Source organism: Winkia sp. UMB3158, from assembly GCF_030217145.1.
Lineage (GTDB): Bacteria > Actinomycetota > Actinomycetes > Actinomycetales > Actinomycetaceae > Winkia > Winkia anitrata.
Map to the genome: position 1 here is coordinate 1 of NZ_JASONH010000002.1, position 14,701 is coordinate 14,701.

Consider the following 14,701-nt stretch of genomic DNA (forward strand, 5'->3'; position numbering starts at 1 on the left):
ACTCAATCGGCATTCAAAAAGGCCAAATCTAACCCCCGCGACACGCCGAGCCAGACACACATTTTGACCCTTAACCCACAACAGTAGCGACCAACATTTCTGTGGAGCTAGCGGGACTCGAACCCGCGACCCTCTGCTTGCAAAGCAGATGCGCTACCAGCTGCGCCATAGCCCCTTACAAGAAAAGCCGCTCACGCGGCCTGTGGGCTTAGCTGGACTCGAACCAGCGACCTCTTCCTTATCAGGGAAGCGCTCTAACCAACTGAGCTATAAGCCCGCCGTCGCAACTGCGACACCGTTAGACTATAAACCACTAAAGGCACCAAAGACAAACTGATTTCGCATTCAGTTGTGGGTATCACACAGCGCCGCCTACTTCGTGACGCCCACCACGCAAAAGACCCGCACAGTTACCTGAGCGGGTCCCTTGCTTTTTAGCAGCTTATTCGTCCATCAACGTCAGCTTCACGCCACCGACCAAAGTAGCCGCAATATTGTAAAGGAACGCAGAAATGGTAGCCAACGCGGTTAGCAATACCGCGTTACAAACTGCAAACACAGTAGTGAGGCCCAAAACGCGCGGCAACTTCATCATTTCAATCAAAGATCCCAAAGTATTCTCGGAATCTATCGACTCGACAAAATTGCGCACTGAGCTAAACACCTGCAACCCATTCAGCAATAGCCAAACAACTAGGGCGGCCAAAATCATGGCCACACCAAATGCCACCGACAGCAAAAATGTCAGTTTCATAATGGTCCACGGATCAATGCGCGATACGACCAGGTCTACCTGACGGGGCCCGTCGGAAGCTGGCTGTTCCACGTCGGTGCTCATTTGTTCTCCTCACCTTCGGATTCGTTTTCCGATTCTGCCAGGTTTTCGCCTGCTTCGCCCCGGGCAGGGCCGGTTTGTGCCGAATCAGTTTCTGTTTTGTTATCAGTTGCTTCGGCTTCGGCCTCGTGCTCTTCCTCGATAGTTTCGGAGTTGAGCGTCATACCGATCACGTAATCGCGCTTGTCAGGCCTAGAGAAGATCACGCCCTGCGTGTTACGGCCAGTGCGCGAAACCTCGTCAACTCTAGAGCGAACCACCTTGCCGCCGTGCATCATGACCATCACTTCGTCGCCTTCGCCAACAACTAGGGCGCCCACCAGGTCACCGCGTGCTTCAACAAGGTTTGCCACCTTAATACCAAGGCCGCCACGGCCCTGTACGCGATATTCGCTTAGCGAGGTGCGCTTGCCGTAGCCGCCCTCGGTGAGGACGAACAAGTCCGCGTCATCTTCCACGCGGCGCATAGCCAGCAGCTCATCGTCGTCGCGGAAGCGCATGCCGGTTACTCCCGAAGTGGCACGCCCAGTAGGACGCAGCGCCTCATCCGACGCGGTAAAGCGCAGCGACTGGCCCTTTCGCGACACCATAATCAGGTCGTCTTGCGCGTTTGCCAGCACTGCCGACACTAGTTGATCAGACACGCCCTCGGCGTCCTCGCGAAGATTGATCGCAATGATGCCGCCAGAACGATTCGAATCGTATTCGCTCAGCCGCGTCTTCTTCACGAGGCCACGCTTAGTGGCAAGCACCAGGTAGTCCGCCTGCTCATAATCCTTGATCTGCAGTACCTGCGAAATATGTTCGTCCGGCTGGAAGGCCAACAGGTTAGCAACGTGCTGCCCCTTGGCGTCGCGACCGCCCTCGGGCAATTCGTACCCCTTCACGCGGTAGACGCGTCCAAAGTTGGTGAAGAAGAGCAGCCAATCGTGCGTGGTTGTGGTGAAGAAGTGTTCCACCACGTCATCCGAACGCAGGTGAGCCCCGCGCACGCCCTTGCCGCCGCGCCGCTGAGACCGGTACTGGTCCATGCGCGTACGCTTGGCGTAACCCGAACGAGTAATGGTGACCACCACGTCCTCTTCAGGAATCAGGTCTTCCATGCTCATCTCGCCATTGAAGGGCAAGATCTGGGTACGACGCTCGTCGCCATACTTTTCGACAATCTGGCCCAATTCCTCGCCGACAATGGAACGCTGGCGTGCATCCGAAGCCAAAATGTCGCGGTAGTCATCACAGCGAGCCTTCAGTTCGCTGTGCTCGTCGATGATCTTCTGCCTTTCGAGGGCGGCCAGTCGCCGCAGCTGCAAGGCCAAGATCGCATCGGCCTGAATCTGATCGACATCTAGCAGGTCCATCAAACCTTCGCGAGCCTCATCGACAGTGGGCGAGCGGCGGATCAACGCAATCACTTCGTCCAACATGTCGAGGGCCTTCAGGTAGCCCTCCAAGATGTGCAGGCGTTCCAAAGCCTTGTTCAACCGGAACTGGGTGCGCCTGCGAATTACTTCGATCTGATGATCCACCCAGTGCTTGATGAAGCCGTCCAAAGACAGCGTGCGGGGCACGCCATCTACCAGAGCCAGCATGTTAGCCGGAAAAGAATCCTGCAGCTGAGTGCGCTTGTACAGGTTGTTCAGCACAACCTTCGCAACGGCGTCCCGCTTCAAAATGATGACCAGGCGCTGGCCCGACCTACCGGAAGTCTCGTCGCGAATGTCAGCAATGCCGTTGATCTGCCCATCCTTTACCAGCTGGGCGATCTTTTCTGCCAAGTTGTCCGGGTTTACCTGGTAGGGCAGTTCGGTAACCACCAGGCACTGCCGACCATGGATTTCCTCGACATTGACCACCGCGCGCTGCACGATGGAACCGCGCCCAGTACGGTACGCCTTCTCGATTCCCGAGCGGCCCAGAATCGTTGCCCCGGTGGGGAAGTCCGGACCCTTGATGCGCGCCATCAGGCCTTCCAGCAATTCCTCGCGAGAAACCTCCGGGTTCTGCAAGTACCACTGAATACCATCATTTAGTTCACGCAGATTGTGCGGCGGAATGCGGGTGGCCATGCCCACCGCAATGCCTTCAGAACCGTTAGCCAACAGGGCGGGGAAGCGCGACGGCAACACGACGGGCTCGCGGGAGCGACCATCGTAGTTGTCCATGAAGTCGACGGTGTCCTCGTCAATGTCGCGCACCATCTCCATGGCCATCGGAGCCATCTTGCACTCTGTGTAACGCGGTGCCGCCGGCCCCAAGTTGCCGGGGGAGCCGAAGTTACCCTGCCCGGCTACCAGCGGGTAGCGCATCGACCACGGCTGCACCAGGCGGGCCAAGGCGTCATACACTGCAGCGTCACCGTGCGGGTGGAAGTTACCCATGACGTCGCCAACGACGCGCATACACTTCGAAAAACCAGCATTAGGCCGGTAGCCGCCGTCATACATCGTGTACAAAATGCGACGGTGCACCGGCTTAAAACCATCGCGCACGTCAGGCAACGCACGCCCAACAATGACCGACATTGCATAGTCCAAATAGGACTTCTGCATTTCGTTTTCGAGGTCGACCTGCATCAGTCGGCCGCCGGCCTCGGTCTGGATCAACTCCGCTGAAGCAACATCGTCACCCGTAGACATGCCGAAAGCATCAGTGGCATCCTCCGGGGCATAGCGTTTTGGATCGTTCTTTTCGTCAGACACTTATTTTCCCCTTTAGATATCCAGGAAGCGTACGTCAGAAGCGTTGCGCTGAATGAAAGCACGACGGGACTCTACGTCCTCGCCCATGAGCATTGAGAAGACCTCGTCGGCACGAGCGGCCTCCTGCATCTCGACTTTCTTCAGGATTCGCCCTGCCGGGTCCATGGTGGTTTCCCATAGTTCTTGGTCACTCATCTCGCCTAGACCCTTGTAGCGCTGAATGCCGCCCTCCTTGGGAAGACGGTGGCCACCAGCCAGGCCAGCCCTAACCTTTTCGTCGCGTTCCTTGTCCGAATACACAAAATCGTGTGCAGCATTCGACCACTTGATGCGATACAGCGGCGGGGTAGCCAAGTACACGTGCCCCTGCTCGATCAGAGGACGCATGTAGCGGTACAGGAACGTGAGCAGCAGGGTAGTAATGTGCTGGCCGTCAACATCCGCATCTGCCATCAGCACGATCGTGTGGTAGCGCAACTTCTCGATGTCAAAATCTTCGCTAACCCCAGTGCCCAAGGCAGTGATCAAGCTTTGGATCGTCTCGGAAGACATGGCTCGATCCACACGCGCCTTTTCCACATTCAAAATCTTGCCGCGCAACGGCAAAATTGCCTGCGTTTCCGGGTTACGCCCCATCACCGCACTGCCGCCTGCCGAGTCGCCCTCGACTATGAAAATCTCTGAAATCGAGGCGTCCCTAGAGGAACAATCGCGCAACTTGCCCGGCATCGAGGCGCCCTCAAGCACACCCTTGCGACGAGTTGCCTCACGGGCCTTGCGGGCCGCCACCCGCGCGTTAGCCGCCGACTGGGCCTTATGCACAATCGCCTTTGCCTCCGACGGATGCTCATCGAGCCAATCGCCAAGACGCTGGTACATGTTCGAGTACACGAACGTGCGCGCAGCCGTATTACCCAACTTGGTCTTGGTCTGCCCCTCGAACTGCGGCTCAGTAAGCTTGATAGAGATGACCGCAGTGAGGCCTTCCCGCACGTCATCGCCAGTAAGATTCGAATCCTTTTCCTTCAGCAGCCCCTTGTCGCGGGCATACTTATTCAGGATCGTAGTAAGCGAAGTACGGAAGCCCTCTTCGTGAGTGCCACCCTCGGTCGTATTGATCGTGTTCGCAAAAGTATGGATCGACACGTTGTAGGCCGTAGTCCACTGCAGCGCAATCTCGACACTCATGCCCGCCTGCGCGTCTTCGGCCTCGAAATCGATAATCTGCGAATTGATCACGTCAGTCTTCTTACGCGTGTTCAAGAACTCCACGTAGTCTCGCAACCCATTCTGGTAGCAGTAGCTGACGCGCTTGACCTTCGGCTGTTCAGCATCGTCAACACCGTCGCCGTCAGCGTCCTGGCCCGCAATCTCGTCGCCCTCGACCGTTACGCCCTCGCGCAAATCAGTAAGGGTAATACGCAGCCCCTTGTTCAAGAACGCCATCTGCTGGAAACGCATGCGCAAAGTTTCGAAATCAAAACGCACCGTCTCGAAAATATCCGGATCGGGGTAGAAAGTTTGCGAAGTACCCGTCTGATCAGTAGGTTCGCCCTTCTCCAAGCTACCTACCGGGTGCCCGCCGTTAGCGAACTTCTGCCGCCACACAAAACCCTGCCTACGTACTTCCGTGTCCACGCGCTTAGACAGCGCGTTAACTACCGAAATACCCACGCCGTGCAGACCGCCAGAAACAGCGTACCCGCCGCCACCGAACTTGCCGCCAGCGTGCAAGATAGTCATTACTACTTCAACCGTGGGCCGCTTCTCGGTTGGGTGCATATCGACCGGAATACCACGGCCATTGTCATCAACCCGAATGCCCCCATCCTTCTGGATGGTTACTTCAATGTGGTCGCAGTAGCCAGCCAAAGCTTCGTCTACAGCGTTGTCCACCACTTCGTATACCAGGTGATGCAACCCGCGTTCGCCGGTTGAACCGATGTACATGCCCGGACGCTTTCGGACCGCTTCGAGTCCTTCAAGAACAGTAATATCCGAGGCGCCATATTCGCCCTGGTTGTGTTGTGGTTCGCTCACCTACAACCCCTCTTTTTCTTTAAAACAGCTAGGAAGTGCGTCAAATCCTTAAACTATTCTATCGCGCTTTTGCGCGGTTGCCGAACTTGATAGGGCCAGGGGTACAGAAGTGGCCCCTCAAACGCTTCTAGGGCCCATATTTGAAAGCAAGCGTGACTTTGCTTGGTTTCCCGCTAAGTAGGTCGGCAAAAAATACTACCCGTAAGTGTCGCGCGGGCCCCTTCCTTTCACTCGCAACCGGCCGTGCGTCCACTTCGGTGCTGCGGGCGCCAAAATCGTAACCTCGGTGATAAAGCCGGCACCGATTTTCTGGTCAATACGGTTAAGCAGGGTAGGGATCTGCATTCGCAGCGCATTAGCCCAGGGGGTAGAAGAAGCCCGAATCACCAGTTTCGGGGCCTGAATCGTTTCAATCTGAGCATGCTCAAGCAGTTTTGGCCCCAAAATCTCGGGCCACTTAGCCTCAATGGAAGCCGAGCGTAGCTGCTTGTTCCACCCGTTCTTGCGGGTAAGAAACGACGCAACAACAGAAACTTTCTTCGGATCGCGCCGCGACGGCCTCGGCCCGGTACCCCCACGCGCAATGCCCGGGGGAGCCTGCCACACCTGTTCAGAACTGGGCACTTCGAGGGCGGGTTCGTCCTCACTGCGTTCTTTCGGGGAACGCACATGCGCCAGTTGCTTCGCGCTTAGCCGCGCCTGCCCCTTCTCCCACGCATCCTGCTGCGCCTTCCGCAATGCAGCGCGAGCATACCGCAGCTTTTCATCCATCGCGTCGCTCAATCTGGGTTCCCTCATCCGAATCAAAAGTGACATCAAAATATGTCGCTTCTGCAATCTCGGGCAAGTCCTCGCCCACAGCTGCTGTCACAATCACCTGTTCAGAAGCTTGCATGACCTTTGCCAAAGAGGCCCGCCTGTGCGCATCGAGTTCCGCAAAAACATCGTCCAATATGAGTATTGGCTCAGTTCCATCGTCCTTGAGCAGCGCAAACGCCGCCAGCCGCAGTGCTAGTGCGGTAGACCATGTTTCCCCGTGCGAGGCGTACCCCTTGATCGGCATCTGCTCAAGCGCCAAGAAAATGTCGTCGCGGTGCGCCCCCACCAGGTTGACGCCTCGCTCCAATTCGCGTGGCCGCAACAGTGCTAGCGCCTGACCCATCTTTTCTTCCATTATTTCTGGATCCAACAAGTCCGCCTCGGCAAAAGCGATCTTGCCCGCCAACGAACTTTGGTAGGAAATGTTCAGATCGCGCGCGTCCTCGGCAATGGCCGCGTGGGCGCCCACCAATAACGGTGCCAAAGACTGCACCACTCGGGCCCGAGCGGCAATAATCTTGGCCGCTACCTGCGCCAAATGAGCGTCCCACACATCTAAAGTCGAAAGCGAAGCTGGGTTCTTCCCAGCGGTTCGCAACAGGGCAGAACGCTGCCGCAAAATCTTGTCATGCTCCGTGTACACGGGCGCCATCATGGGCTGTAGTTGCACCACCAAGTCATCCACAAACCGGCGTCTACCTGCAGGGTCACCGCGAACAATCTGCAGATCCTCGGGGGCAAATACCACCGTGCGCACAATACCCAACAGCTCTTTAGGCCTGATAGAACCCCTATTCAGCCGAGCCCTATTGGCCTTACCGCGCACAATTTCCACTTCCAGGAGCTTCTCGTGGCCATCTTCCACAGCGCGGGCCCGGATCACCCCTGCCGAGGGCGTCGGCTCACCCGCGCTGGCAATGCGAACCAGCGCCGTATCGGCTGCCACCCGGTGGGACGAAAACGTAGAAAGGTAGGCTACGGCCTCGACCAAGTTAGTTTTGCCCTGCCCATTCTTGCCCAAAAAGACGTTGATCCCACCGGAAAGGCGTGTAACAACATGCCGGTAGGATCGAAAATCGTCTAACGCAAGGTCGGTTAGGTGCACCCTGGTCCTTATATGCCGTAGCGAATAGGCATCAGCAGGTAGCGATAGGAAGTATCTTCACCGGCGCCCGGCTCTTCCTGTCCCGTTAGTACAGCAGGCTTGGACGGGTGATTGAAGGACATCTTCACGTACGGATCGTCAATGGCGTTTAGCCCATCCAACAGGTAGTGGGGGTTGAAAGCCGTAACGATCGGTTCGCCATCTAGGTGAAGCGGCACATCTTCACGAGCCTGTGCATCTTCGCCCTGACCTGCCTCTAGAGTGAGTTGGCCAGGTTCCAAAGTTAGTCGCACCGCAGTATTGCGTTCAGCCACAAGCGACACACGCTTGAGGGCGGATTGCAATTCAACCCGGTCGACTACAGCATGAATAGAAGTATTTTCGGGAAAGAGGCGGCGCACTTGCGGGTAGTCGCCATCAGTGAGCTGACTGGTCATGCGCCGGCCACCCTGCTCCATAGCCAAAATTGCAGCAGAACCGGATTCGGTAGATAGCGAGATCTTTACTTCACCGCCACCCGAGAGCGACTTGGTCATATCGGTCAGCATCTTCGACCGCACCAGAGCGCCTACCTGCAGCGAACCTTCGGAAGGATTCCACTTGATGTCGCGCTGGGCCAACCGGTAACGGTCAGTGGCAAGCATGGTCAAAGTGTCGCCATTAATTTCGCAGTTGATAGTGGTTAGCAACGGCAAAGTGTCGTCGCGCGATGCGGCAACTGCCACCTGAGAAACAGCCTGCGAAAAATCTGCCGAATCGATAGTACCGACAACCGGGGGGACCGCAGGCAGTGCTGGATAATCATCCAAAGGCATGGTGAGCAGCGAAAACTTTGAAGAACCACACTGGATGCGAACCTTCGGCCCATCCAGAACTACGTCCACAGGCTTAGCGGGCAAAGCCTTGCAGATGTCAGCAAGGAGCCTGCCGGAAACGAGTACCTCTCCGTCCTCGTCAACTTGCGCTTCGATAGTAGAGCGAGCAGAAGTTTCGTAGTCGAAGGAAGAAAGAACAACAATCGAACCCTCGGTAGTGAGGCGAACGCCAGCCAATACAGGAACCGCGGGTCGCTGCGGCAAAGTTCGGGCCGTCCAAGTTACGGCATCGGCCAGTACATCGCAGTCTACACGGAACTTCACGCCGCTTTCCCTTCTCTAGAAAACTTCGAGCAAATTGTAATTTGCCCGCGCGTCTACTTGACGCAAGCTACTCACACTTTAGTGCAGTGCAAGCGAGTCTGACAAAACATCTGCGTAGCCGCCAGTGAGCGGTAGCGACTATTGCAAGGAAACTTCGGGTTAACTGTCCGAGCGGACCAAAAATCGCCCCAAAACGTGAATCATTCGGAAGATTTTTCTACTTGCCGGGCCACCGTGATCGTCCGCGTCAGCCCTTTGGTATCGATCCACAGAAAAATCCCATTAACTTAGTTTCATAGTCGTCATAGGTACTGTGGATTTCGTGGAAAAACTACTCTTTCGTTGCTAACGCAGGGAAAACACTTGGGACAAAAAAGTGGAGAAGGCTGTGAGAAAACTGGGAGTGTTGTGGAATTCTTGTAATTCGCCCTCTGCTTCGTCCCCAGAATGAGCAAACTTGTGAACAGATAAGACTTGTAATTCCACAGTCATCCACAGACTTATCCACAGATGGGGATAAAATCCCGGAATAGTGCGTTAAAATTCGGTTCCGCACCCAATTAACCTGCCGGTTACCCGCGCGCCTTCTGCTTGATGCGGTTAGTTAGCTCCGTAACATGGTTAAAAGTCTGCGGTTTCTTCGCCATCTGCTCGGTTATCTTGCGCTGGGCGTGCATCACCGTGGTGTGGTCGCGTCCGCCAAATTCCTGGCCAATCTTTGGCAAAGATAAAGTAGTCAGCTCGCGGCACAGGTACATGGCGATCTGGCGAGCCTCCGACAGCGCGCGCGAACGATCGGCCGAGCACAGCTGATCCAAAGTGACTCCGAAATACTCTGCGGTCTGCACCTTTATCAGCGCCGGCGTGACCTCAGGATCCTCGGGATCAGAGACAATATCCTTCAACACCATCTCGGCCAGCGAGCGCGAAACCTTCGTGTCCGACAGTGAGGCAAAAGCGGTGACACGCAACAGCGCGCCCTCGAGTTCGCGAATATTCGTGGCGAACCTAGAGGCAATGTAAGAGAGAGTGTCGTCATCAACCTCTAGGCCTTCCGCCTGCGCTTTCTTTCGCAAAATAGCGATACGGGTTTCCAGATCCGGCGGCTGCACGTCCGTCATCAAGCCCATCTCGAAACGAGAACGCATGCGCTCTTCGAAGCCGCCCAGCTCCTTGGGGGCCACATCCGAAGTAATCACTACCTGCTTGTCCGCGTTGTAGAGCGTATTAAAAGTGTGGAAAAACTCTTCCACTGTCTGCTCTTTACCCTGCAAGAACTGGATGTCGTCAATCAGAAGGATGTCGATATCGCGGTAACGCCGCTGGAAATCTTCGGCTCTACCAGCGGAAATAGAGTTAATAAAGTCGTTGGTGAACTCTTCCGAGTTGACGTAAAGGACCTTGATAGCCGGATAAAGGTTCAGTGCGTAGTGCCCGATCGCGTGCAACAAGTGGGTTTTGCCCAGGCCGGAGCCGCCATAAATAAACAGCGGGTTGTAGGCGCGAGCGGGAGTTTCTGCGGCGGCATTCGCAGCGGCGTGCGCAAACCGGTTCGACGAACCAATAACGAAGGTCTCGAAGGTGTACTTGGCGTTTAGGTGGGTGTCGAAGTCGGCGTTGGGATTGGGGACAAGGCCCAATTTTGGCGGCTCCGAGGGATCCGGGGCCGGTTTTTGCCCACTATCCTGCGCGGAATCAGACTTTTCCACAGCAGGGGTAGGGGGCTGTGGGTTTTCCACCGGCTTCGAACCGATAGTTGTCTCTATAGGTTTAACTGAAATAGCGATGGAAAGAGGGCGCCCAAAAGCATGCGAAAGAGCCTCTTCGACGGTGCCCGCGAGCCCGCCCTCGATGACCCCTTTGGTGTACTCGTTAGGTACGGAAAGTAGAACTGTATCGGACAAAATGCCTAATGGTTCGGTCATATCCAAGAAGCCGACTTGTGCTTTGCCGAGCGTGGGATCATTGGCAAAAGACTCCACGATCTGCTTCCACGCCGTAACGAGGGCATCTTGGTCCATTACTTCTCCGTTCAGTTGAGACACGTAGATACGAGATTACCCTTAATAAATCATATTCCACAGGTTTTTCCACAGCTGGGGATAAACTACGTCGATGTAATACTCCGCTAATTACAAACGTGTGATTTCGAAGTGATCTGTGCAAACACCCCCACTTGTTATCCACACCTGGGGAAAACATTGTGGATAACTACATCGTTGTTGTTCACAACTACTCACAGCCTGTGTAAAAATGGGCTCCAGCAAGCAAAGTTCGCTAAATGCGTCACACCTGGCCATGGCTTGTTGAAATAGGTTCGCGGGGTACGTACCCTTGATGTTTGTTTGTGCCCTCTTTAGGGCCACCACGAGACTTGAGGGGAATCCCCCTAAACAACAGGAGAAGTTATGAGTACAAAGCGCACTTACCAGCCCAGCAACCGTCGCCGCTCTAACAAGCACGGCTTCCGCGCTCGCATGCGTACCCGTTCCGGCCGCGCAATCATCGCAAGGCGTCGCTCCAAGGGCCGCAAGTCCCTGAGTGCCTAAGGTGCTTCCCCGGGAGCACCGGATGGTAAATCCCGCGGATTTCACCACCGCAATAAAAGGGGTGCGCGGGGGATCCAAATACTTGGTGGTACACATGAGCGACCAGAGTGACAGTGGCACTCTGGTCGGCTTCATTGTGCCCAAAAAAGTGCTCCCACACGCCGTAGACCGCAACCTCGTACGCCGTAGGCTGCGGCACCTAATGGCAACTCGGCTAGAGCGAATTCAGGGAAGAAAAATAGCAATCCGGGTACTGCCTGGCGTGCGCGAAGCCAACTTTCAACAGCTAGGGCAGGCGCTAGATACCGCCCTCGGGAAAGCCGCCAAAAAGGCGGAGGCTAAATGAATCCCGCCAAAGCTGTACTAAAAGGCCTGATCAGGGGATACCAACGATGGATCTCGCCCCTATCAGGACCGCGCTGTAAGTATTACCCCACATGTTCGACCTACGCTCTTAGCGCGATAAACATACACGGGGCAATAAAAGGCAGCATACTAGCTGCGTGGCGCCTAGCGCGCTGCAACCCCTGGAGCAAAGGTGGACTCGACTACGTTCCTCTAAAAGGACAGTGGAAACCGGGCCCATCTGAACGGCTCACAGAACAAGAACTAACCGCCTACTGGCAGGCACTTGACGCCGGCCGAAGCGGTAAAGCAATGCACATCGTGGAAACAGCGCTGGCAAAACGGAAGGCAGAAGCCGGCGCTAGCCCGCAACACAGTTAGGACACCTAATGGGTTGGTACGACACAATTCTCTTCCCCATCAAGTGGTTAATCGCCTGGATCATGTATGGGGTTCACGAAGGTTTGACCTTCTTAGGCTTTAGTAACGGTGCGGGCCCCGCATGGGTTTTGGCAATCGTTGGCCTGACCATCATCATCCGAGGCGCCATCTGGCCGCTGTACCTAAAACAGATCAAGTCCTCGCGCTCCATGCAGGTGGTACAGCCCGAGATGATGAAGATCCGCGAAAAGTACAAAGGCCGCAAGGACCAGGTCTCGCAGCAGCAGATGAGCCAGGAAACCATGGCGCTGTACAAGAAATACGGCGTATCGCCCATGGCCTCCTGCTGGCCGATGCTGGTGCAGCTACCCATCTTCGCGGCACTGTTCCGCCTGCTGTGGGCACTGGGTGCAGTAGCTAACGGCACCTACGCAAAGCCCGCCATCGGGCCGATTGACGCCACGCTAGCAAACCAGATTCAGCACTCCACCTTCATTGGGGCACCGCTGTCCACGTCCATGGTCAACTCCAACGACTGGGGCACCAAGATTGTCGCCCTCGCGCTGATCATCTTCATGATGGTCACCCAGTTCCTGACCATGCGCCAGCTGACCATGAAGAACATGCCGGCCTCCGCACTGTCCGGGGACAACCCGATGGCACGCATGAACAAGTCCATGATGTACACGATGCCGCTGATCATGGCCTTCTCGGGCTGGGCACTACCCATCGGCGTGCTGATTTACTGGGGGACCACCAACCTGTTTACTACCTTCCAGCAGGCCTTCGTCCTCTGGCGCATGCCTACGCCCGGTTCGCCGGCACACGACCGCCTGATCGAGAAGAACAAGGGCAAATACGCCACCTACCGCAGCGAGCGCGAAGGTCAATACCAGAACCACCTTGCGGGCCTCGGTGTTACCGACGACGAAGTAAAGTCCGCCGCCACGAAGATTTCGAAGGCCGCCGCAAAGGGCGACGAGGACGCCGCTACCGCCCTCGAAGGCCACCCCAACGCGGATGCGCTTCGCAAGGGTGTGGAAGCTCGGGCGCAGATGCAGGAAGAACTGCGCCAGCGCCGCGTGAAGCTGCAGCTTGAAAACGAAAAGCCCAAGCCGCGCACCAAAGAAACCTTCATGGAAAAGGTCATGAAGAAGGCCGAGGAACAGAACCAGCTGGCCCAACAGGCGCAGCGTGTTTCCGGTACCCAGCGCGGCCAGCAGCGCTACCAGCCCTCTCGGAACATGTCGAAGGCCGAGCGCGCAGCTGAAGCAAAGCGTCGTCGCAACGCGGCAAAGAACACTACTGAGCCGGGTAAAGGTAAACTAAGCGACGAGGAAATCCAAAAGCGCCGTGTCGAAAGGCAGCGCGCTGCAAGGGCAAAACGTAAGAAGAAGAACCAGAAACGGAAGTAAGGGCCAAAAAAATGCCGAAGAGCCTAACTGACAACGGTCTGGTGACCGATGACAACGCCATCGAAGTAATTGGCGAGGACGAAGAGACAACTCCTGGCGCAGACGAGCGGCTGGAACAGCTCGAGGAAGAAGGCGACATTGCCGCCGACTATCTAGAAGAACTGCTCGACATTGCCGACCTCGGTGGCGACATCGACATTGACGTGGAGAATGACCGCGCCAGCGTCGAAATTATTGCCGAGGGCGAGGACCTGCGCGACCTGAAGCGCCTTGCCGGCAAGGATGGGCACGTGCTGGAATCGTTGCAGGAACTGACCAGACTCGCCGTACAGGCGCGTACGGGGCAGCGGTCCAGGCTGATGCTGGATGTGGCCGGCTACCGCGCAGACCGCAAGGCCGCGCTGCGGAAGATTACCGAGAAAGCCATTGCCGAGGTACGCGAAAGCGGCGATGACGTAGAGCTAAAGCCCATGAACCCGTTCGAGCGGAAGGTTTGCCACGACGTGGTTGCCGAGGCCGGACTAACCTCGGAATCCGAGGGTAGCGAGCCGAAGCGCTACGTGGTTGTGCTTGCCCCCGAAGGTGACGAATGAGCGGCGAACTGGAAGTTCCCTCGCAGGCTGTAAAGGATTACCTGGGGTATTCCTTCGGCCCGCTGGAGCACTTTTCCTTCATGCTGCGCGACGAGGGCGAACTGCGCGGACTAATTGGGCCGCGCGAGTTGCCCCGGTTGTGGACTAGGCACATCGTCAATTCTGCGCAGGTAGCGGAGTTCCTGCCCCCCGAGGATTTGGACACTGAGTCGCCCCTGAGGTTGGCTGACATCGGTTCGGGAGCTGGTTTTCCGGGTATCGTCTTGGCGGCTATGCGCCCGGACATCGACGTTACGTTGATCGAGCCGATGGAGCGCCGCATTGAATGGCTTGACGATGTAATCAACGAAATGGGTTTGGATAACGTCACGCTGATTCACGGGCGGGCCCAAGAAGCCATGCAGCGCAAGAGTGCCAAGAAATTCCACTTCGTTACCGCCAGGGCAGTGGCGAACATGAAGAAGCTTGCCCCGATGGTTTCTCCTTTGCTTTACGTGGAGGGCAAGCTGCTTGCCCTGAAGGGGCGCAAGGCAAAGGAAGAGGTCGAAGAAGCCAGGCATGTGCTTCGCAAGGCGAAGCTGATCAAGGTCAAGGTACACGAGATGCCTTCGCCTGCAGCGCCTGACGATCCAGAAGAGATCACGCGGGTTGTCGAGGCTTTGCGGATTTAGCTTGTGACCCTGCTTTGGGTCGAGGACGGGGAGTGTTTCACGTGAAACACTCCCTTTCTTTATGCCCTGATGTGGCGGGGTGGAGGAAATGCTGTGTGATGTTTCTATAG

At 56.3% G+C, this 14,701-nt stretch carries 13 protein-coding genes and 2 tRNA genes; 6 read left to right on the plus strand and 9 right to left on the minus strand.

Translation table 11 applies throughout. The features are described 5' to 3' along the window. Positions 1-102: 102 nt before the first annotated feature. The 9 genes from QP400_RS01900 to dnaA form a co-directional block, all read right to left on the minus strand. A tRNA-Ala gene (locus QP400_RS01900) sits at positions 103-175 on the minus strand. 28 nt (positions 176-203) lie between these two features. Continuing rightward, positions 204-277, minus strand: a tRNA-Ile gene (locus tag QP400_RS01905). A 165-nt stretch (positions 278-442) separates the two neighbouring features. Beyond that, positions 443-838, minus strand: coding sequence for a DUF3566 domain-containing protein (locus QP400_RS01910; protein WP_285445127.1), 396 nt, complete (start codon positions 836-838; stop codon positions 443-445). Continuing rightward, a complete protein-coding gene (gene gyrA, locus QP400_RS01915; RefSeq protein WP_486389517.1) occupies positions 835-3,471 on the minus strand; it encodes a DNA gyrase subunit A in 2,637 nt (878 codons plus the stop codon). The genes QP400_RS01910 and gyrA overlap by 4 nt, the downstream gene beginning before the upstream one ends. Positions 3,472-3,546: 75 nt before the next feature. Further along, positions 3,547-5,574, minus strand: a complete 2,028-nt coding sequence (gene gyrB, locus QP400_RS01920) for a DNA topoisomerase (ATP-hydrolyzing) subunit B (RefSeq protein ID WP_004807817.1) — start codon at positions 5,572-5,574, stop codon at positions 3,547-3,549. Between the two features lie 195 nt (positions 5,575-5,769). Then, positions 5,770-6,357 (minus strand): DciA family protein, encoded by a 588-nt coding sequence (locus QP400_RS01925; protein WP_160309210.1) that lies wholly within the window; start codon positions 6,355-6,357, stop codon positions 5,770-5,772. Next, the gene (recF, locus tag QP400_RS01930; RefSeq protein ID WP_285462472.1) at positions 6,338-7,498 is read right to left on the minus strand and encodes a DNA replication/repair protein RecF; all 1,161 of its coding nucleotides are present in this window, start codon (positions 7,496-7,498) and stop codon (positions 6,338-6,340) included. Before recF ends, QP400_RS01925 begins: the two co-directional genes overlap by 20 nt. Positions 7,499-7,506: 8 nt before the next feature. After that, positions 7,507-8,637 (minus strand): DNA polymerase III subunit beta, encoded by a 1,131-nt coding sequence (gene dnaN / locus QP400_RS01935; RefSeq protein ID WP_285462474.1) that lies wholly within the window; start codon positions 8,635-8,637, stop codon positions 7,507-7,509. A 572-nt stretch (positions 8,638-9,209) separates the two neighbouring features. After that, positions 9,210-10,658 (minus strand): chromosomal replication initiator protein DnaA, encoded by a 1,449-nt coding sequence (gene dnaA, locus QP400_RS01940; RefSeq protein WP_285462534.1) that lies wholly within the window; start codon positions 10,656-10,658, stop codon positions 9,210-9,212. A gap of 387 nt (positions 10,659-11,045) precedes the next feature. Between dnaA and rpmH the strand changes: the two genes are divergently transcribed. The 6 genes from rpmH to rsmG are packed head-to-tail and all read left to right on the plus strand — an operon-like array spanning position 11,046 to position 14,591. Beyond that, positions 11,046-11,186 carry a 50S ribosomal protein L34 gene (gene rpmH, locus QP400_RS01945; protein WP_004807827.1) on the plus strand — a complete coding sequence of 47 codons (141 nt, stop codon included), beginning with the start codon at positions 11,046-11,048 and terminating at the stop codon, positions 11,184-11,186. Between the two features lies 1 nt (position 11,187). Continuing rightward, positions 11,188-11,532 carry a ribonuclease P protein component gene (gene rnpA / locus QP400_RS01950; protein WP_285445134.1) on the plus strand — a complete coding sequence of 115 codons (345 nt, stop codon included), beginning with the start codon at positions 11,188-11,190 and terminating at the stop codon, positions 11,530-11,532. Beyond that, entirely contained in the window at positions 11,529-11,912 is a 384-nt protein-coding gene (gene yidD / locus QP400_RS01955; protein ID WP_285445129.1) for a membrane protein insertion efficiency factor YidD, read from the plus strand. The genes rnpA and yidD overlap by 4 nt, the downstream gene beginning before the upstream one ends. A gap of 8 nt (positions 11,913-11,920) precedes the next feature. Then, positions 11,921-13,327, plus strand: a complete 1,407-nt coding sequence (gene yidC / locus QP400_RS01960) for a membrane protein insertase YidC (protein WP_285445130.1) — start codon at positions 11,921-11,923, stop codon at positions 13,325-13,327. Between the two features lie 11 nt (positions 13,328-13,338). Continuing rightward, positions 13,339-13,920: a Jag family protein gene (locus tag QP400_RS01965; protein ID WP_285445131.1), complete on the plus strand. Its 582-nt coding sequence runs from the start codon at positions 13,339-13,341 to the stop codon at positions 13,918-13,920. After that, positions 13,917-14,591 (plus strand): 16S rRNA (guanine(527)-N(7))-methyltransferase RsmG, encoded by a 675-nt coding sequence (gene rsmG / locus QP400_RS01970; RefSeq protein WP_048706430.1) that lies wholly within the window; start codon positions 13,917-13,919, stop codon positions 14,589-14,591. Before QP400_RS01965 ends, rsmG begins: the two co-directional genes overlap by 4 nt. Positions 14,592-14,701 lie beyond the last annotated feature (110 nt).